Here is a 19,957-nt window from a genome sequence, read left to right as displayed (position 1 = left end):
CCACCCATCTCAGTTCTTGTCGCTGTCGCCAACCGCGGGCTCAGCGTCGTGCCGGAAAGCTCACCTCCGGAAACCGCGACATTGAAGTCGACCGGATCGAGTAGCTAGGTACCGGTCTTGCCCCATATCGCATGCGTACCCACTCTAGCCAGCAGGCCGCAAGCAAAGCTGACAAGTTCTGACATGGACGCCTTGGGCGCCTGAAGTGCCCGCGCTTGGGCTATAGTCCCGCGGCGGCGGCAGGCGCCTCTGCGCCGCACAGCTCGGTGGTATGGCAGTGAGGCAGCGCGTGACTGGAGGAAGGTTTGAAGAACGGTAGGTGGTGGACACGGCACAACAGCCGGTGTCACGAATATGCGCGCGCAGGCACCGCCCTGCTGTGGTCGATCTTCATCGCGCTATTGGCAGCCCTCCTGCCGGGCACGGCCCAGGCTGAACTGCGCGTGCCGGTCTCGGGCAAGGTCGAGCTCAATCGCCAGTGGGCGTTGCTGCTCGATCCGCAGGACAAGCTTGCCGTCGAGCAGATGACGCAGCCCGACATCGCCGCGGCCTTCCGCGTACAGAATACGCAGCCAGCATTGGGCTACCGGCAAGGCAGCGCGTGGCTACGCATCACGCTGTTGCGGCCGGCGAACGCGTCACCGCAATGGCTGCTGCAGTTGAACTCAGCCCTGCTCGACGACGTCACTCTCTACACGCCTGAGCCGGGCGGCGGCTATCGCGCGCATGTCGCCGGCGACCGGCATCCGGTCGAAGGGCGCGACATCTCCCACCGCACGCCGGTTTTCCTGCTCAACCTGCCGGCCGAGCAGCCCGTTACCGTGTATGTGCGTGTGCGCAGCACCAGCACGATGAGCTTTCCCATGGTGCTGTGGTCACCCGACGCCTTCATCTCCTTCATTGACGGCGAACTGCTGCTGTTCGGTCTGTTCTATGCGGCGCACCTGGTGCTGCTGATTACCAGCGGGTGGTTCTACTGGGTGACGCGCAACAGCTCGTTCGGCCTGTTCTGCCTGACCGTGCTTGCCAACCTGCTCACCTCGCTGGGCGCAGAGGGTTTCACCTATCAGTACCTTCTGAGCAACTGGCCTTTGTTCAACGATGGGCTCTACGTGGTGAGCTGGTTCTGCGCGGTGCCGCTGGGCGCGCTGTTCATGGCGCATTACCTCGGCCTGTTCGAATCGAGCTTGCGGCGCTGGGCGATTGGCTTTTCCTTGACGACCTGGGTCGTGGCCCTGGCCTCTGCCCCTTGGTTGCTGTTCGACAATGTCTGGTGGATTCGTCCGCTATACCTGCTCTGGCAGGCGCTCATCATCGGCGCCCTGATGGCCGTTGCCGGTTGGATGACCTGGCACGGCCACAAGACCGCCAGGGTGCTGCTTCTGGTGCTTTTCCTGCTGCTTGGCGGGACCGCCCTGCGCCTGGCGCGCAATGACGGCTGGATCGCACCCGGCCTGTTTGTCGACAATGCCAACTACATCGGCATGGTGGCGTTCCTGCTCATCATGAATTCGGCCATCACTTGGCGCTACACCGATCTGCGCAGCGAGAAAGAGGCCGCCCAAGCCGAGGCATTGCGGGTCACGCGGCAAGCCGAGCGCGACTTGGAAACCAAGGTTGCGTTGCGCACACAAGAGCTACGCGAAGCCATGGCGCAAGTCGAGGGCGCGCTCTCCCTCGAGCGCCGCGCACAGGAAGAGCAGCGGCAATTCCTAGCCACGGTCTCGCACGAGCTGCGCACGCCGCTGGCCGTGATCGACGCCACCGCGCAGAACCTCGACCTGGATGATCCGCACGCCGACCCGCTGACCACCGCTCGCTACCAGAAGATCCTCCGCGCCACACAGCGCTTGACCGTGCTGCTGAACGATTCACTGCATGAGGATGGCTTCGAACTGCTGCGGCACAGCTCCCACGCGGCGCCAACTGATCTGGCGATCCTCATGAAGGACGCCGCCGCTGCCGCCAGCTTGCTGTCGGAAGGGCATCGCCTCGAAGTCGAAACACAAGACTTGGACGAAGCGTTCATGTGCGATGCCAGCCTGCTGCGCCTGGTGCTGCGCACGCTCGCCGACAACGCCGTGAAGTACACGCCCCGGGGCACCCGCATCGTGCTGCGCGGAAAGCGGTTGAGCGATGGTGTTGAACTGCAGGTGGAGGATGACGGGCCAGGCATCGGGCCGGCCGATCTTCCGCACGTTTTCGAGCGCTTCTATCGAGGCCAGAACGTGGGCCAGAAGCCCGGCACCGGGCTGGGCCTTCCGCTGGCCCGGCGTATGGTCGAAATGCAAGAGGGCAGCCTGCGCCTGGACAGCACGCCGGGGCGCGGCTGCCGCGTGACCATTTTCCTGCCGGCGATCGCGGCTGGATCTCAGGCCAACGAGATCGGCTCCGCAAAAGCGTAGCCAAGGCGATGGGCTGTCTTGAGAGGCAGCACAGTACCCGCGACGTTGCGCCAGCGTTGACGTAGGCGGCTGACCATCGTCTCAAGCCGCCGCTCGTCATAGTCGAGCCATTCGTAGCCCAAGATCTCTGCAATCTGACGGCGGCTGACTGGCTGCGTCGGATGACGCGCGAGGAGTTCGAGCAGACGACTCTCGCTGGAAGAAACCTCAAGGCGGCTGCCCTGTGGGGCCACAAGCGCCCCAGCCTGCCGCTCAAGGCGCCAGTTTGTCACCACCCGACGGCTCAGCGCTCGGAGGATCGCATCGAGTTCCAGAAGCTTGATCGGCTTAACCAGATAGTGGTCAGCACCGCCGCCCAGGCCTGCAACCTTGTCCTGGGTGTCACCGCGGGCGGTCAGCATGACGATGCCGCAGCCGTTCTGCTGCTCCCGCAACCAACTGGCCGCCTCGAACCCATTGCCATCCGGCAACATCACGTCGACGACGGCAATACTGGCTTGCAATGCCAGTTCTCGAAACTCCGCCACCGTACCGGCCTGGCTGACGGTCCAACCACGTTTTGTCAGGAAGGCCGCAATTTCTTCGCGCAACCCGACCTCGTCCTCAAGCAACAGTACCGTTCCCATATCCAAACCGAAAAATTGCCCTGACACGCAATACGGTCAAGTCATTAGAAACTTTAGGGCGCCGTGAGTCCTCCCGCCCCGCCCTGAGGGGGTTAACACCAACTGCGTCGTTTGACAGTTAGCCCTAGAATTCATCTATTCATATATATGACTAGAGCAATACGTGTTTCGAGTATCGCTCACGTCACCCGGAGGAGACCGCATGTTCGGCTGGTTCAAGGAGATTTCAAAAGGGGAGAAGCGCACCTTCTGGGCGTGCTTTGGCGGCTGGGCACTCGATGCGCTCGACGTGCAGATGTTCAGCCTCGTCATTCCCACCATCATTGCGGCGTGGCACATCGACAAGACCGAGGCTGGGCTGGTGTCGGGCGTCACGCTGGTGGCCTCGGCACTGGGCGGCTGGATTGCCGGTGCGCTAACCGACCGCTTCGGCCGCGTACGCACGCTGCAGATCACGGTGCTGTGGTTTTCCATCGCAACATTCGCCTCGGCCTTCGCACAGAACTTCGAGCAGTTCCTGGTGCTCAAGGCCATCCAGGGTTTCGGCTTTGGTGGGGAATGGGCCGCCGGCGCCGTGCTGATGGCCGAGAGCATTCGCGCCAGCCATCGCGGCAAGGCCATGGGCACCGTGCAGAGCGCGTGGGCCGTGGGCTGGGGCGCGGCGGTACTGCTGTATGCGCTCACGTATTCGTTCATCGAACCGGACCTTGCCTGGCGCGTGATGTTTGCCGCAGGTCTGCTGCCAGCGCTGCTCATCATCTACATCCGCCGGGGCGTGCAAGAACCCGTGGTTGCCAAGACGGAAGTGAAGGCTGATGCGATGCCGGTGTCACGCTTTCCGTTGCTCGACATCTTCCGCCCGCAGGTGCTGCGCATGACGCTGATCGGCGGCCTGCTGGGCGTGGGCGCACACGGTGGCTACTACGCGCTGATGACGTGGTTGCCGACGTATCTGAAGACGGAGCGCCACCTGTCTGTGCTCGGCACCGGCGGCTACCTGGCGGTCATCATCTTCGCATTCTGGTGCGGCTGCGTGGCCAGCGCATGGCTGCTGGACGTGATCGGCCGGCGCGGCAACATCTTGCTGTTCTCGTGCTGCTGCGTGGTCACCGTGCTGGTGTATTTGCTGGTGCCGTTGTCTGACGGCGCGATGCTGGTGCTGGGCTTTCCGCTGGGCTTTTTTGCCGCCGGCATTCCGGCCAGCATGGGCGCGCTGTTCAACGAGCTGTACCCGCACGGCGTGCGCGGCACGGGCGTAGGCTTTTGCTACAACTTCGGCCGCGTGGTGTCTGCCGCCTTCCCGGTGCTGGTGGGCAAGATGAGCGCATCAATGTCGCTCGGCACGGCCATTGGCATTGACGCGGCCATCGCCTATTCGATTGTTGCGGTGGCGGTGCTGATGCTGCCCGAGACACGCGGCCGCGATCTCGCCGCTGTCACTGCTTGATTTCCAACAACAACACCATGTGCCCGACGCCCTTCACCCGTCGCCGCCAGGAGACCCCATGCCCACTCGCCGCGCCTTCAACACCGGGTTGCTTGCCATGCTAGGTTCCACTGCCCTTGCCGGGTGCGCCACCAACGGCACGCGTGAAAGTACAGCGCGCATGACCGGCATCGATACCCATGCGCACGTGTTCGAGCGTGGCCTGCCGCTGGCCAATGCGCGCCGCTATGCGCCGGGCTATGACGCACCGCTGTCTGCCTACCTCGCGCAACTCGACGCGCACGGCCTGTCGAACGGCGTGCTGATCCAGCCGAGCTTTCTGGGCACCGACAACAGCTATCTGCTGGCCGCGCTCAGGCAGGCACCGCAGCGCCTGCGTGGCGTGGCCGTCATCGACCCCACCGCGCCCGAGACCCTGCTCGCGCAGATGCGCACCGAGGGCATCGTCGGCATCCGCCTGAATCTGATCGGCGCGCCGGACCCGCAGTTGAAATCGCCCGTGTGGCAAACCGCGCTCGCACGCCTGCATGCGCTCGGCTGGCATGTCGAGCTGCATGTGGAAGCCCGTCGCCTGCCCACACTGCTGCCGCCCCTGCTGGAAGCCCAGGTGAACGTGGTGGTTGACCACTTTGGCCGCCCCGAACCGGCATTGGGCCTGGATGACCCTGGCTTTGGCGCGCTGCTCGCCGCTGGCCGCACACGCCGCGTGTGGGTGAAGATTTCGGGTGCGTATCGAAACGGTGACAACGGACGTGGTGAAGCCATTGCCATCGCTGCCATGCCGCGCCTGAAGGATTCGCTGGGCCTGGACCGCCTGGTCTGGGGCAGCGACTGGCCGCACACGCAATACGAGTCGCGCATCAATTACGACAAGATGTGGGCGTTCGTCGACGTACTGCTGCCCAACGCAGCCGATCGAAAACAGGTGCTGGTCGATACGCCGGCACAACTGTTCCGCTTCGTCTAAGACGGCCGGCGCGATACCCCATTTCGCCAATCGCGAATTTCGCTGCACGGGCCACGCTCCTACACTGGCCGCTCCTCGCCCTCACAAGAACACAGGAGCAGCCATGCAGCAGCATCGACTCGTCGACCAGCAATTCGGCCAGGTGGCCCAAGCCTATCTGACCAGTGCCGTCCATGCCCAGGGAGCCGACCTGGAAGCGCTGGCCACTCTGGCGCAATCGATGCCGCATGCCAAGGTGCTCGACCTCGGCAGCGGCGGCGGGCACGTGAGCTTTGCCATGGCGCCGCATGTGGCAGCCCTGGTGGCTGTCGACCTGTCGGAAGACATGCTGGCCGTGGTGGCGGCCGAAGCCGCCAGGCGCGGCCTCAAGCAGCTCCACACGCAAGCCGCCCGCGCAGAGGCCTTGCCTTTCGACGACGGCGCATTCGACATCGTCGCCACGCGCTTCTCCGCCCACCACTGGTACGACGTACGCGCCGGGTTGGCCGAGGCGCGCCGTGTGCTCAAACCCGGCGGCACGCTTGTCGTCGTCGACATCGTTGCGCCGGAAGCCCCACTGCTCGATACACTGCTCCAGACCGCCGAGGTGCTGCGCGATGCGTCACACGTGCGCGACTACCGTGTCTCCGAATGGCAAGCCATGCTGGCCGAAGCGGGTTTTCAGCCAAGCACGCCACACACCTGGAAGCTGACGATGGAGTTCGACACGTGGATTGCCCGCATCCGCACGCCGCAGGTGCGCGTTGATGCCATCCGTGACCTGTTCGACCGCGCCGCCGACGAAGCCCGCCAGTACTTTGCCGTGGCACCCGACCATTCGTTTGCCATCGACGCGATGATGATCAAAGCGGTCTAGTACGTTTAGTTCCATCCGTTCGAGGGGGGCCTTGCGGAGCCCCCTTTTTGGATTTCATTTAAGCCAGAATGAAAAAGATGTGACATCGAAACCCGTGCGCGAAGGCCTAGAAAGCCAGTAACCTTGAGGGTCGCCGACAGTCTGTGTCGGTAGTGGTACCCGGCGCATTGCGCCGGCCTCCGACCGTCATGTACGCCCTCCTCCCCGCCTTCGTTTCGTCGCTGTTCTTGTTCTACGGCGTCTACGTCGTAACGACGCGCGGCCGTACGCGTGCGAGCCTGGCATTTTTCGGCATGACGGTGCTCACCTGCCTGTGGCAGGGCATCTGGGCCTTCCTCTTCCAGGCCAACGATATCGGTGTGGCACAAGTGCTGGCCAAGCTCGGCTGGATTGCCATCATGCTACTGCCGACCATGCTGTACCACTTTGCGGTGGAGGTAGCAGAAAGCCCTAACGAGCAACGCTGGCTCATCGGTGCCTACGTGCTGGACGCCGTGTTGATCACGTTGCTGATGACCACCAACTTGGTAATCGACGGTGTTCAGCACTTCCACTTCGGCTTCTATCCAAAAGCGGGGCCGCTGGAGGTCGTACACATTGTGGAGACCGCCGTGCTTGTCACTCGCGGCATGTGGCTGCTCTATCTCGGCCAGCGACATGCCACGGCCGAGAAGCGCAAACGGTTGCTGACATGCCTGTTTGGCGTCGGCCTGATTTCGCTATCGGCTGTGGACTACGCGGTCAACTATGGCGCCGCCTTCTACCCGCCAGGCGTGCTACCGCTGGCGGTGGCACTGGGCATCATTGCGGTGGGCGTCGTGAAGTTTGACCTGATGCGCCCCTACGCGCTGGCTGCCACGGTTGCGCACGAAGTACGCACGCCACTGACCACCATTCGCTTGCAAGCCGCCGAGATTGCTCGTGCCTGGCCTGACCTGTATCGCGGCTATCAACTCGCCATCGACAATGGCCTGTGCCAACCACCAGCGCATCCAGCCATGCTGGAGCGGGTGTCAAAACTAGCCGGAGCCATCAGCTCCGAAGTGGCGTCCGCACACAGCGTGATCGAAATGGCACTGGCTTCCGTCACACTGGAACGGCTGGACCGACGTACCTTTGCCGCACACTCCCTGCGCGAATGCGTGGAGATGGCTGTCGCGCAATACCCGTTTCACACCGGCGAGCGCGAACGTGTACATGTGCAGGAATTCAACGCCGACTGGCGCTTCCTGGGTTCCGATACGCTGCTGGTGTATGTGTTGTTCAACCTGCTGAAGAACGCGCTGCACGCCATTCAGATCGCGCGCAAGGGCCAGATCGAGATCACCGCTCGCCAGGAAGGCGACAGCTATGTGCTCGCCGTCCGCGACAGCGCAACGGGCATTCCGCCCAGCGTACAGCGCCGCATCTTCGATCCCTTCTTTTCCACCAAGCACGTGGGCAAGGGCTCGGGCGTGGGCTTGACCTTCTGCCGCCGCGTAATGCAGGCCTTTGGTGGACGCATTCATTGCGAATCCGTGGTTGGGGAATACACGCTGTTCTCCATGCGGTTTCCCCAACCTCCTGCTATTTAGCCTTCAAGAACTTCAGCGTTGCTATGCCAGTTGCGGCAGCGCGTCCAGCTCGTAGGCCTTCACGCGCAAGCGCACGTGTTCCGGCAAACGCTGGATCGCACGTTCGGCATTTGCACACACCACCTGCTGATACCCCAGCGAGACCAGGCGCCCGCCTGAAACAAACCGGAACACCATGTAGAACGAGCATGGTTGTACGCGGAATGTATTCAGGTGGCACTCCACCCGTTGGAACGGGAATGTCTCCTCAACGAATTCCTGATGCGCCAGCTTGGTCACGAAGATGACGCGGCCGCTCATGAGCAGCTCTGCGTCAATGCATTCGTGAAACCAGCGTTCGCGCACCACGCCTTGCCACTCGAAGTACCGTGCGAAATACGTGTTGGCGTAGGCGTTGGAATCCTTCAGGTAAACATCGAAGGCGTGTTGGAAGGTCTGCTGCGCAGAAGCGGTTTCGGGTACGTCGGCACCGCGCAGATAGTGGTCAACGACTGCTGCAATGGATTGGCCTGTCGGCATTACTGACTCCAAGAATGAAATGGCTGCTGGCGGCAACCGCGCATGTGCGGCATTCCCACACATGCCTTCATTCTTCCGATGCCGGTATCACTTCGTAACAGGCCTATGCCGTATCCCTACGGATTGCCGGTTCATTCCCCACCCGCAACACTGCGCAACCCCGGCGCAGCCTGATGAAAACGGAACGTATTCCGCCCGTTGCGCTTGGCCTCATAGAGCGCCGTATCGGCGTGCTCGAACAGCACATCCAGGCGTTCGCCATTTGGCGTCACGGCCACCACGCCGGCTGACAGCGTTACGTACGGCGCCACCGTGGATGCCGCATGCGGGCGCGCCTGCTCGGCCACCGTGGCCACCACACGCGCCACCGCACTGCGCGCATCGTCCAGGTTCAGGTCGAACAACATGGCGATGAATTCCTCGCCGCCCACGCGGGCGATGAAATCATCGGGGTGGCGGCAGGCCATGACAAGCGTGTCGGCCACCATGCGCAAGCAGTCGTCGCCTTGCAGGTGGCCGTAGGTGTCGTTGTATTGCTTGAAGCAGTCGATGTCGAACAGCGCAAGCGTGACGGGGCGACTGTCGCGGCGCGCGTGGTCAAGCAGGCGCGGTGCCTGCATCTCGAAAAAGCGGCGGTTGAACAGGTGCGTGAGCGAATCACGGTTGACGTCGTTCTCGAGCAGGCTGAGCTTGGCCTGCGTGCGCTGCAGCTCGCCGCGCAGTGCATCTTGCGCACTGACCATGCCGGCACGCTGCAACTGCTCGACCGTCACGTCGCGCAACAGCAGGAAAACGCCGGTGTGCCGGCCACGCGCATCGATCAGCCCCTCAAGCGTGATCTCCAGCGTGCGGCCCGTGTCATGCAGCCAAACCTGATGGCGATTGGGCAAGCGTGTGCGTTCAAACTCGCGCAGGATGCTCGGCACGTTCAGCACATCGGGCGGCGGCGCGTGCAGCCGCGCAGTGGGCAGCAGGTAACGTGCGGCAGCGTTGATGCTGGCGATGGTTCCGTCACGGGCCAATACGATGCAGCCATCGCGCATGGCTTCGATGATCTTGCCGCGCGCATAGGCGGCGGTATCGCGCAGGCGCGGGCGCAGCACCACCCAACCGAGCAGCGCAGTGCTGATGGCGAAGGTGGCGGGTGTGAGATCGCCGCCCAGGGCCGTAGTCCAGCGTTGCAGATAGGCCAGATGGGCAACCAGCGGCAGCAACTGCCCGCCAACGAGTGCCAGTCGCACCTGCGTGCGCGTGGCGGCGTGGGCGTACAGCACGTTGACGGTGTCGCTGGTGGGCAACGTCAGCAGCACCAGGCTCATCGCCAGCAGCACGTAGTTGTAGGCGGTGCCAACCCAGAACACCGGCCCATGGTCAAAGACGGCCCGCTGAACGCCGTCGATGATGACAAAACGCGCATCCAGCCAGACAAGGTGATGCAGTTCGTTGGTGGCAACCAGCCCCAGGAAGGCCGCAGCCACGAGCAGCGCGATCACCCAACCTGCGCGCACGACCGGCAATGTATTCAGTTCGGGCCGTGTGAGGCCAAGCACGAGGCGCAGCCAGGCGGCCGGCACCATCATGATCCCGAGGTAGGCCACCTTGGCCCAGCCCACGCGAACGGGCATTTCGAAGGTAACCACCTCCATGAGCCGCGCGCCGCTCCACAATGCAGTGCCCAGCGCTAGCAGCATGAAGGCGGAGACTTCCGCGTCGTCGCGGCGCGGCCATGACAGGCCGATCAAGGCAATGGAAACGAGGGCAGCACAAGCCAGCGCGGCAATCAGCATGATCCGCGCTCCCGACGCCCACCGCGATGTCCGAGAGAATGCCGACGGAGGTTGCCGCCGGCTGGCTGGTTCACGTTGTACTCCCCCGTCCGTTTATGCCTGTTTTTTCTTTTTTGCCAGTGTATCGGCTGCGCCGCTGCGATGGGTAAACGCGTGGTGCACGCTCGATCACCTGTCAAGCCCTATCGGCGGTCAATGTAAAAACTGAAGCACCATGTTAGGGCACTCGCCCCACAACGGGGCAGCGCGCATATCGATCTGCCAACGAATTCGTTTGCGCGGTGCAGCATCCACTTTACGCTGGGCCCCTCAAAATCTTCAGGGGGTTGTCATGCAGGCAGAAATCACGGGGCATTTTTCGTTGCGGGGGTTGGCACAGGGATTGGCAAAATCGTCGCGTCAGGCGGTCGGCGTGGTCATCGGGGCAGCACTGGCGTTGGCGGTGCTGCATGCACCCGCCGCCCGGGCCGATCGCCTGGACGACATCAAGAAGGCCGGCGTGCTGCGCGTGGGCGTATTCGACGCCAACCCGCCATTCGGCTATGCCGACGCCAAGACGGGCCAGCCGGTCGGCCTGGATGTCGACTACGCGCAGGAAATCGCCAAGAAGCTGGGCGTCAAGCTGGAACTGCGCGCCACCAACCCGGCCAACCGCGTGCCATTGCTCACCTCGGGCAAGGTCGACCTGATTGCCGCCAACTTTACGATTACCGACGAGCGCAAGAAGCAGATCGACTTCAGCACGCCGTACTTTGCGAGCGGCCTGCAGTTCATTGCCAAGAAGGGCCTCCTCAAGCAACCGGATGATCTGAAGAAGGATGGCATCCGCCTGGGCGTGGATAAGGGCACCACGCAGGAGACCACGTTGCGCGAGGGCTATCCCAACGCGCGCGTGATTGCCTATGACGACTCCCCGCTGGCGCTGACGGCGCTGCGCAGCGGTGCCATCCAGGCGTTTGCGCAGGATGGCGCCAAGCTGGGCGCGTTGCTGGCCACGCTGCCCAATCGCAGCGAACTGGAAATCTCGCCGTTCGTGTTGACGCGCGAGTACATGGGGGTGGGCGTGCCCAAGGGCGAGACGCAGCTCACCGCCACGATCGACCAGATCCTGCAGGGCCTGGAAAAGGACGGCACCGCCGCCCGCATCTATGACCGCTGGTTTGGCCCAAAGAGCACAGCACCATTGCCGCGCGACTTCGTGATCGGCAGCACCAAGTGAGCTTGAGCCTGCCGGCGTTCCTCCAGCCCCTGCCGCCGCGTTACCTCGGCTGGATGCTGGAGGGCTTTGGAATGACGCTGCTGGTGTCGGCCGCGGCCATTGCCGGGGGCATGGTATTGGGCCTGCTGCTGACCGCCCTGCGTGCCAGCGGCCAACCTTGGCTGTACCAGCCCGCGCGCGGGCTGGTTGCCTTTCTGCGCAAGACGCCGCTGCTGGTACAGCTGTTCTTCTGGTACTTCGGGGCCGCGCAGTTGCTGGGCGAAAACGTGGTCGGCGCCATCACGGGCTGGGGCGGCATCGCGCTGGGCACCTGGCAGTTACCCGCGCCATCGTTTGAATTCCTGACAGCGGCATTTGGTCTTGCACTGTATGCCGGAGCCTTCTTCTCGGAGGAACTGCGCGCCGGCATCCGGGCAGTGCCGCGCGGCCAACGTGAGGCGGCCTTGTCGCTCGGTTTCACACCCGGTGCAGCCTTCCTGCGCGTGGTGCTGCCGCAGGCGTTGCGCGTATCGGCACTGCCGCTGCTGGGGCAATGCGCCAATACCATCAAGAACACCTCGCTGGCCATGGGCATCGGGCTGGCGGAACTTTCCTACAGCGCGCGACAGGTGGAAACCGACACGTTGCTCGCCTTCCAGGCCTTTGCCGTAGCAACCGTGCTGTATGCGGTGGTGATCTTGCTGCTGCAGTGGGCGGCGCCGCGGGTGCTGCGGCGATTGAGGTGGGTATCGACCTCGACCGCTGGGCTGGCTGGAGCAGCGGCATGACGGCAGAGGCAATCCTCCTGCACCTGCGGTATCTGCTGGTCGGCCCGTATCCGAACGGGCCACTGTCAGGTGCAGCTCTCACCTTGTGGATGGCGCTGCTGGCCTGTGCGGCAGCCACGGTGGTAGGGATCGGCTGTGCACTGCTGCTGGACCGCCTGGAAGCCATGCCGAACCTGCGCTGGCTGGCACGCGCACTGCGCGGCACGCTGGCAACGCTGCGCGCCATCCCCGTGCTGATGCTGATGTTCTGGGCGTACTTCCTGATCCCGATGGCGCTGGGCGTGGCCGTGCCGGAAACCGCCACCGTGATCACCGCACTGGCCGCCGTGGGAGCTGCCTACATCGCACAGAGCATGGAGGCCGGCCTGCGTGCGGTGGGCGCCGGGCAACGTCATGCGGCGCTGGCGCTGGGCATGCGGCCCACACAGGCGTTGCTGACAATCGTGCTGCCGCAGGCGTGGCGCATCATGCTGCCGTCGCTGGCCAATCAATGGGTGTCGACGGTCAAGGACACATCCCTCGCCTATATTGTGGGCGTAGTGGAACTGTCCACCGCCGCGGGCCAGGTCAACAGCCGCACGGTGGCGTATCCGGCTGAAGTGTTTGGCGCCGTTGCCGTGCTGTACTTCCTGCTGTGCAGCGGGATTGAGGCGTTGCCCAATTGGTTGCGTGCAACCTCCTCGCCGCAGGTGGAAATGTCGGCCTGGAAGCGCTTCCTGCGCTGGCGGGCCCGCCCCGTTGCAGACGCGGTGACGTAGCGCAGTTGCGTAGGTCAGCGGCTAACTTGTGTTAACAAAACGCCGGTATCATCGAAACATGACCGATACTCGCGCTACCGCCCATCTCTATCCCGCGCACGACCTGGCGATCTGCACCGACGCCAACACCGCTGTCGAGCGCATCACTGCCATTTACGAGCGCTCCGCGCAGACGATTCGCGACCGCTTCCACGCCTTCGCGCGCGGTGAAGACTGCAGCGAAGACGGCTCCGCCTGCTATCCGTACCTCGGCATCACCGTCGACCCGAGAACGCTGGTGAGCGATGCGCGGCCGGCCTGGGGCACGGTGGCGTATCCGGGGGTGTACGGCACCACGCTCACGCGGCCGGATCTCTTCCGCGAGTACTACCGCACGCAGATCGAGCGCCTGCTGCACTATCACAACAGCCCGGTGGTGGTGGGCGTAAGCAACCGGCCGATTCCGCTGCCGTTCGTCGTAGAAGCATCGACGGTGGACATCACGCCCGAGCAGGCACGCGCGCTGGGTGGCGCGTTCACGCTGCCCGACCTCGCGCAGATCGATGATTCCATCGCCAACGGCACCTACCGCCCCGAGGGTGATGCACCGCAGCCGCTGTCGATGTTCACCGCCGAGCGCGTCGACCTGGCCCTGCAGCGCCTGTACCACTACACCGCCACGCACCCGAAGCACTTCCAGCGCTTCGTGCTGTTCACCAACTACCAGCGCTACGTCGATGAGTTTGCCGCGCTCGGCCGCAAGCTGATGGAAGACGGCAACGACGAGGGCTACATCCGCTTTGTCGAACCCGGCGATACGGTGCACGAACTCGGCACCCCGGCGCCCGATGACGCGCACCGCATCAAGGGTCTGCCACAGATGCCCGCCTACCACCTGGTGCGCGAAGACCGTCTGGGCGTGACGCTGGTCAACATTGGCGTAGGCCCGTCCAACGCCAAGACCATCACCGACCACCTGGCCGTGCTGCGCCCGCACTGCTGGATGATGATCGGCCACTGCGGCGGCCTGCGCCGTTCACAGCAACTGGGCGACTACGTGCTCGCCCACGCCTATGTGCGCGATGACCACGTGCTCGACCAGGATCTGCCGCCGTGGGTGCCCGTACCGCCCATCGCCGAAATCCAGGTGGCGCTGCAGGAGGCGGTGGCCCGCATCACGGGGCTCTCGGGCGCCGACATGAAATCACGCATGCGCACAGGCACGGTGGTCTCCACCGACGACCGCAACTGGGAGCTGAAGTACCAGGCGCTGTACAGCCGCTTCAACCAGTCGCGCGCGATTGCCATTGACATGGAAAGCGCCACGATTGCCGCCAACGGCTTCCGCCTGCGCGTGCCTTACGGCACCCTGCTGTGCGTGTCGGACAAGCCGCTGCACGGCGAGTTGAAGCTGCGTGGCATGGCCAACCTGTTCTATCGCCAGCGCGTGAGCCAGCACTTGGATATCGGCATGGAAGCCGTGCGCCTGCTGCGCGAAAACGGCGTCGAGGCGCTGCACTCGCGCAAGTTGCGCAGCTTTGACGAACCGGCGTTCCGATAAGGCATCACCGGACTGCGGAGCACGCCCTTTAGGGAAACTCCGATGGTCAAACAGGTCGCGCTTGCCCAAACTGCAGCGACCTTGTTTGACCAGTGGAGTTTCCCCATGCCCACCCAGTTCGCAGCCCGCGCAGCTTTCGCCCCCCAAACCCCGCGTCGCCCGCTGGCATGGCTGCCTGCCCTGCTGCTCGGCACCGCCAGCCTGACCAGCGCCGCAGACCTTTCCACGCCTGACGCCGAACGCTACGCCCAGGCGACCTACCGCGAATACCTCGACCTGCTGTCCCTGCCCAACGACGCCGTCGCCCCGGCAGACATCCGCAAGAACGTCGACTGGCTGGAGCAGGCCTTCCGCAAGCGCGGTTTCACGACACGGCAACTGGCCAACAACGGCAAGCCGATGCTGTATGCCGAATTCCCCAACAGCAACGCCGCGCGCAAGACCGTGCTGTTCTACATGCACCTTGACGGCCAGCCGGTGATTCCCGAGCAATGGGCGCAGAAGAGCCCGTGGACGCCCGTCCTCAAGCGCAAAACCGCGCAGGGCGGCTGGGAAGCAATCGATTCGGCGCAGCTCTTCAGCGGCCCGCTCGATCCGGAATGGCGCGTGTTCGGCCGCTCGTCCGCCGACGACAAGGGCCCGATCATGATGATGCTGGCCGCCATCGATGCGCTCAAGGCCAGCGGTGGCCAACCGGCAGTCAACGTCAAGGTGATCCTGGACAGCGAGGAAGAGAAGGGCTCGCCGACCATCGGCGAGGTCATGAAGGCGAACCATGACCTGCTGCGCTGCGACGCCATGGTGATCCACGACGGCCCCATGCACGCAAGCAACCTGCCGACGCTGATCTTCGGCAACCGGGGCGTAGCGCAGGCCAAGCTCACCGTCTACGGCGCGAAGGTGCCTTTGCACAGTGGGCACTACGGCAACTACGCGCCCAACCCGGCGCAGTTGCTGGCCAGCCTGCTGGCATCGATGAAGAACGACCAGGGCCGGGTGACCGTGCCGGGCTACTACGACCACGTCAAGATCAGCGAAGCCGATCGCAAGATCATGGCGGCCGTGCCCGACGACGAGGCCGCGCTCAACCGGCGCCTGGGCATTGCGCATGCAGACAAGGTGGGGGCCAACTACCAGGAGGCCATGCAGTACCCATCATTGAACGTGCGCGGCATGGCCTCCGCCGCGGTAGGTGACAAGGTGGCGAACATCGTGCCCGACACGGCTGTCGCCGAGCTGGACCTGCGCACCACGCCAGACTCCAGCGCGGCCTACCTCGGCAAGCTGATCGAAGACCACATCGTGCGCCAGGGCTACCATCTCGTGAAGAACACGCCGACGGACGAAGAACGCAGCCGCTACGGCAAGCTCGCCAGCTTCTCGTATCAGACCGAGGGCGCAGACGCCGCCGGCTCACCGATCGACTCGGCGGTGGGCAAGTGGGCCTACAAGGCGCTGACCGACAGCTATGGCACGAACCCCGTGCCAGTCCGCATCCGCATGATGGGCGGCACGGTGCCCACCGCCGACATCGTCGGCGTGCTGCAGGTGCCGTTTGCGATCATCCCGCTGGTCAATGCTGACAACAACCAGCATGCCGCCAACGAGAACCTGCGCATGGGCAACTACGTGAGCGGCGTGCGCACGATCTATGGCCTGATCACCAGCCCGCTTTGATCAACCCACTGCGCTAGACCGCGCGAAACAGTCCGTGCAAGCCTAGCGGCGCCACGCCGTTCAGGCTTGCCATGGCCACCGGCCCGGCGGATACATTCCGCGCATCGAACGCGGTCAGTTTGGTGCAGCCCGCGTCCACATCGAACACCGTGCCAATCAGCCAACCCTCACCTTCGCGGGCGTTGGGCGAGGCCGGCACAAACACGTGCTCTTCCACCATCACGCGGTGCCCGAAGCGGTACTGTTGAACCTGCCCTGAATCCGTATCGAAACGCATGACCGTGTCGAACCCATGCAGCGCCTGCGCATTGCCGGACGGCGCCGTGTGGGCCACGGTAAACAACGCGCGATGGCGCAAGGCCGTGCGGCGCGCGTCGACCTTCGGGAACTCCGCCACGTGCTCGGTGATGGCCTGATCGGCACTGCCGGTGCGCAGGTTCAGATGCAGTTGCGTCAGGCGTGCGCCGGGTGCCGGGCGAATCTGCCCGCGCATCAGCTCACGCAGCGTGGTGGTAACGATGGTGGCGTCGTCCGAGCGTACATAGTCGAGGTGGATTTCCTGTCCATCTGGTGACGACCACGCATTGCCGAGGTGGAACACGAAGCCGGCCGGCAGTTGCAGCCAGCGCATGCGTGTAACGTCGTTCTTATCGAGCACCAGCACACGCATGCCCAACTCGGGGTGCCACTCATGCGCATCGAGAAAAGACATCCCCTCACGCGAACGCTCCACGTCGTAGATGAACGACGGCAGCAGGAACACCAGATGGTGCTGCGTTACGGCAAAGTCATGCACCATCGCCACGTCGGGCACCTTGACCGATTGCACACGCTTGAGCGCACCATCGGCGCCCACGCAATACACCGTCAGCAAGCCCGCCGCGCTGCTCACGCCAAAGTTCCACAGCGTGCCATCAGGCTCCACCTTGGGGTGGGCGGAGAACGGCATGCCCCTGTAGTCGTCACGCCAGGTCTGCACGCCCAGCGTGCGCAGCGAATTCGGATCGACGCGCGTGGCCGAACCGCCTTCCCACAGCGCGAGCATCTCGTTGCCGTGCATCACGAGGCTGGTGTTGGCCACGTTGATGCTGTCGGGCGTGCTGACCGGCTCCATGTCGGGGTTGGCGGTGCCGAAGGTTGCGCGCAGCGGCTTGCCGGCGGCGGTGTCGGCGACAAACTTGTCGGTGCGTACGAACACGCCGCGATGCGTGACACCCTGTTCACTGATGTCGTAGCGCTGGATCATGCCGTCACCGTCGAACAGGTGGTGGTAGCGCACCCCGCCAATCTCGTGCCGCGCAGGGCCGTTGCGGTAGAACGCACCGCGCAGGGCGGGCGGGAACGTACCCTCCACCTTGAGCGTGCTGGTTGGCATGTCCGTGCTGGCGCCCTGGTAACCCGCCAGCCACGGGTACTGCGCGCGGGCAGCGGCAAACCCCGCAGCCCACGGGTCGACGCTGGCTGCCATCACATCTTGCAGTGTCAGCCCAAACGGTGCGGCACCCAAGGCCGCGAGGAATGATCGGCGTTGCATGGCGAGCCCCCGGTTCAGTGGTCAGTGCAGATGGATGGTCACGCGCTGGTCGGCCTGTACGTCGATCGCAGCATCGTCGAAGGACGGCGCGCCGAAGCGGCCTTTTGCGTCGCGGCTGAAGCCGTAGGGCTCGACGGGAATGCCGGCCGGATTGGTGCCGAGCTTGCCGTCGTTGTTGACGTCATGGAAGACCGACAGTGCGTAGCGCCCCGCCGGCAAATCCGGATAGACGAAGGTGACGCTGTTGCCTGAGACGCTGTCGAGCACGGCAATGTCTGCGCGGGCGGCGGCTTCGGGCTTGAGCCAGCCGGCGGCATCGCGGAACATCGCTGCGCGCACCGCGCCCTGGCGGCCCTGCGCGCCTTCAACGACAACGGTGAGCGTGGCAGCGGATACGCCAGCCGCGGCCAGCATCAACACCAATGCAGCGCCCGCGCGGGACATCATCGGTGCCGAGAACATTGCAGTCATGGGAGTCTCCTGAATTGGCATGGCCGGATCGGGCTCCGGCGGTCAGGAGGCAGTCTAGGCAGGCGCCCGAGGGGCGTCGCCCACGGTGCGACGAAGTGCAGGCTGCGGGGTGCAAACGGTCGCTTGCGTGCGATGAATGGGTCACGCCAGCCGTGGGGTACCGCTCAAAAAGCGCAGGCACGTACACAAAAAACGCCCGCGGCGCGGCGAGCGTTCCTAGCAATGCGGCGACAGGCTGGAGAGGCGGTGCTCGGCCAGCAACACGCTGGCGCTCACGGCAAGTTGGGCTGAGATGAATCCCTCAGGCATCTCAACGTCCTCCCAGTCACACACGACGTGGCCTGCGCGGCAGACCTGGAATCGCGCCGTCCAGCGGCGGTCGTCGCGCTGCAGGGGATCAACGAGGATCACGTGCGCGCCGTGTGTCACTTCCTGAATCGGCATAGTGTTCCCCGTTCATCGTCGTCGGAAGTTCACCTTATCAAAGACGCGTGACACGAATCTGTCCGCTGCACACCTACAAACGGGGGAGAGCAAACGTTGAACACTCCCCCAGTGCGCTTCAACCGACCAGTGGATCAGGCCGCGCAGATGACCGCGTGCCCGGCAGCGGAGAGTTGTCAGGGCCGTAGTACGTAAAGACGGCCGAGAACTTGACCGTGCCGGTCTGGTTGGCGCGTGCCGCGTGGAAGGTATTGCAGTGGAAGAGCAGCACGTCGCCGGGCAGCAGCGGCACGGGGCGCGCGGTGTCGATCAGATCCCGGTTCTCAGGCAGATCCTGGCGCAGGAACAACTTGGCGTCGAAACGCTCGGCGGGCAATTCGAGCGTGTGGCTGCCGGGGATGACCCACAGGCAGCCGTTGTCGACCGTCTCCTCCACCAGCGCAAGCCATGACGACACCAGTTCGTTACGCGCGAACGACCAATAACGGCTATCACGATGCCAATGCGTGGCGGTGCCGAAGGCCGGGTGCTTGGTCATCACGCAATTATGGTGCGCGAGCGAGAGGTGCACCGGGCTACCGATCAGTTGTGCGATTGGACCGGCAACACGCGCGTCGCGCGCCCATTCTGTGTAAGGCGTGCCGCGCGAATCGGCGTCGAGCAGGCGGCGCACGGTGTGGCCACCCTCCGCCTCGCGCGACGTAGGTGCACCGGCATAGCCGACGTCGGTTTCCAGTTCTACGGGCGGAATGGCGCGCGCCAGTGCATCCTGGGCGGCCGCCAGCAAGGCCGCACACTCGTGCTGACTAGCCAGGCCGCGCAGGACGAGGTAGCCGTGCTCGTTGAAAAATGCCTGTTGCTCAGGGGAAAGCGATTGCGCGGAGGTGGGCGCAGGAGTGCGCGTGTCGACAGACGCGGTCATGGCAGGAGAATCGTACGAAGACGGCGAAAGACAAAGAGTGTAGCGCGCCGCCGCACTGCCTGCCGATCAACCCCTAAGCCAGCTCTGCCCTGGATCAAACGTCGTACGAGTCGACGTGGCCGCGCCTTACCAAAAAGCCTGCTGACCCGATAGACGGAAATACTTCGCGATCACCATCAAACCGAGCAGGCGCTCCTGATCGCGGTTCAGGAACTGCGCCACCCATTGATTGGCGTTGCGGATGATCGTCAATGCGTCGCCAGGGAATTTTTGGTAATGCTCCATTTTTTCCTGGAGATCGGAAAAATCATCCTTCAGCAGAACATAGTGCACATCGGGAATCAGCCTACCCTCCATGAACCACGTCTCATACCGGGGTCGCCGCATGAAGCAAAGCGAATTGGATGACATGATCCATTTCAGATTGGTGGCAACGTCATTCCC

General features: G+C 64.0%; 18 protein-coding genes. 10 read left to right on the top strand and 8 right to left on the bottom strand.

Translation table 11 applies throughout. From position 1 onward, the window contains the following. Window positions 1-305: 305 nt before the first annotated feature. Entirely contained in the window at window positions 306-2,405 is a 2,100-nt protein-coding gene (locus JHD73_RS15235; RefSeq protein ID WP_233176992.1) for a sensor histidine kinase, read from the top strand. Here JHD73_RS15235 and JHD73_RS15230 read toward each other — a convergent pair. Next, window positions 2,372-3,031 (bottom strand): response regulator transcription factor, encoded by a 660-nt coding sequence (locus tag JHD73_RS15230; RefSeq protein WP_199031111.1) that lies wholly within the window; start codon window positions 3,029-3,031, stop codon window positions 2,372-2,374. The genes JHD73_RS15235 and JHD73_RS15230 overlap by 34 nt on opposite strands. A gap of 202 nt (window positions 3,032-3,233) precedes the next feature. Between JHD73_RS15230 and JHD73_RS15225 the strand changes: the two genes are divergently transcribed. From JHD73_RS15225 to JHD73_RS15210, 4 genes are all read left to right on the top strand, one after another. Continuing rightward, on the top strand, window positions 3,234-4,478 hold the full coding sequence (locus tag JHD73_RS15225) for an MFS transporter (RefSeq protein WP_199031110.1): 1,245 nt from the start codon (window positions 3,234-3,236) through the stop codon (window positions 4,476-4,478). A 58-nt stretch (window positions 4,479-4,536) separates the two neighbouring features. Next, window positions 4,537-5,445: an amidohydrolase gene (locus JHD73_RS15220; RefSeq protein WP_199031109.1), complete on the top strand. Its 909-nt coding sequence runs from the start codon at window positions 4,537-4,539 to the stop codon at window positions 5,443-5,445. Between the two features lie 103 nt (window positions 5,446-5,548). Continuing rightward, a complete protein-coding gene (locus JHD73_RS15215) occupies window positions 5,549-6,301 on the top strand; it encodes a class I SAM-dependent methyltransferase (protein ID WP_199031108.1) in 753 nt (250 codons plus the stop codon). Between the two features lie 188 nt (window positions 6,302-6,489). Further along, window positions 6,490-7,875, top strand: coding sequence for a sensor histidine kinase (locus JHD73_RS15210; RefSeq protein WP_199031107.1), 1,386 nt, complete (start codon window positions 6,490-6,492; stop codon window positions 7,873-7,875). A gap of 21 nt (window positions 7,876-7,896) precedes the next feature. Here the strand turns inward: JHD73_RS15210 and JHD73_RS15205 are convergent, their stop codons facing one another. After that, on the bottom strand, window positions 7,897-8,394 hold the full coding sequence (locus tag JHD73_RS15205) for a thioesterase family protein (RefSeq protein ID WP_199031106.1): 498 nt from the start codon (window positions 8,392-8,394) through the stop codon (window positions 7,897-7,899). A gap of 131 nt (window positions 8,395-8,525) precedes the next feature. After that, window positions 8,526-10,181 (bottom strand): diguanylate cyclase, encoded by a 1,656-nt coding sequence (locus tag JHD73_RS15200; RefSeq protein ID WP_199031105.1) that lies wholly within the window; start codon window positions 10,179-10,181, stop codon window positions 8,526-8,528. 331 nt (window positions 10,182-10,512) lie between these two features. Here JHD73_RS15200 and JHD73_RS15195 point away from each other — a divergent pair, with 331 nt between their 5' ends. Genes JHD73_RS15195 through JHD73_RS15175 form a run of 5 tightly spaced genes read left to right on the top strand, consistent with a single transcriptional unit; the run spans window position 10,513 to window position 16,142 of the window. Continuing rightward, window positions 10,513-11,400: an ABC transporter substrate-binding protein gene (locus tag JHD73_RS15195; protein WP_199031104.1), complete on the top strand. Its 888-nt coding sequence runs from the start codon at window positions 10,513-10,515 to the stop codon at window positions 11,398-11,400. 53 nt (window positions 11,401-11,453) lie between these two features. After that, entirely contained in the window at window positions 11,454-12,167 is a 714-nt protein-coding gene (locus tag JHD73_RS15190) for an amino acid ABC transporter permease (protein WP_199031116.1), read from the top strand. Continuing rightward, entirely contained in the window at window positions 12,164-12,925 is a 762-nt protein-coding gene (locus JHD73_RS15185; protein ID WP_199031115.1) for an amino acid ABC transporter permease, read from the top strand. The genes JHD73_RS15190 and JHD73_RS15185 overlap by 4 nt, the downstream gene beginning before the upstream one ends. Before the next feature lie 58 nt (window positions 12,926-12,983). After that, window positions 12,984-14,465, top strand: coding sequence for an AMP nucleosidase (locus JHD73_RS15180; protein ID WP_199031103.1), 1,482 nt, complete (start codon window positions 12,984-12,986; stop codon window positions 14,463-14,465). Between the two features lie 42 nt (window positions 14,466-14,507). Then, window positions 14,508-16,142: a M20/M25/M40 family metallo-hydrolase gene (locus JHD73_RS15175; RefSeq protein ID WP_199031102.1), complete on the top strand. Its 1,635-nt coding sequence runs from the start codon at window positions 14,508-14,510 to the stop codon at window positions 16,140-16,142. Window positions 16,143-16,155: 13 nt separating this feature from the next. Here the strand turns inward: JHD73_RS15175 and JHD73_RS15170 are convergent, their stop codons facing one another. The 5 genes from JHD73_RS15170 to JHD73_RS15150 form a co-directional block, all read right to left on the bottom strand. Then, window positions 16,156-17,676 (bottom strand): carotenoid oxygenase family protein, encoded by a 1,521-nt coding sequence (locus JHD73_RS15170; RefSeq protein ID WP_199031101.1) that lies wholly within the window; start codon window positions 17,674-17,676, stop codon window positions 16,156-16,158. A 21-nt stretch (window positions 17,677-17,697) separates the two neighbouring features. Continuing rightward, window positions 17,698-18,147: a DUF2141 domain-containing protein gene (locus JHD73_RS15165; RefSeq protein ID WP_199031100.1), complete on the bottom strand. Its 450-nt coding sequence runs from the start codon at window positions 18,145-18,147 to the stop codon at window positions 17,698-17,700. Window positions 18,148-18,363: 216 nt separating this feature from the next. Continuing rightward, window positions 18,364-18,591 (bottom strand): hypothetical protein, encoded by a 228-nt coding sequence (locus tag JHD73_RS15160; protein WP_199031099.1) that lies wholly within the window; start codon window positions 18,589-18,591, stop codon window positions 18,364-18,366. Window positions 18,592-18,709: 118 nt separating this feature from the next. Continuing rightward, window positions 18,710-19,513 carry a phytanoyl-CoA dioxygenase family protein gene (locus tag JHD73_RS15155; protein ID WP_199031098.1) on the bottom strand — a complete coding sequence of 268 codons (804 nt, stop codon included), beginning with the start codon at window positions 19,511-19,513 and terminating at the stop codon, window positions 18,710-18,712. A 126-nt stretch (window positions 19,514-19,639) separates the two neighbouring features. After that, on the bottom strand, window positions 19,640-19,957 hold a 318-nt coding region (locus tag JHD73_RS15150; protein WP_269848281.1), incomplete at its 5' end, for a glycosyl transferase family 90.

It is taken from the genome of Ralstonia sp. ASV6, from assembly GCF_016429285.1.
In the GTDB taxonomy this organism is placed as follows: Bacteria; Pseudomonadota; Gammaproteobacteria; order Burkholderiales; family Burkholderiaceae; genus Ralstonia; species Ralstonia flaminis.
The sequence above is the reverse complement of the archived record's forward strand: the minus strand, read 5'-3'. Positions and strand labels throughout refer to the sequence as shown.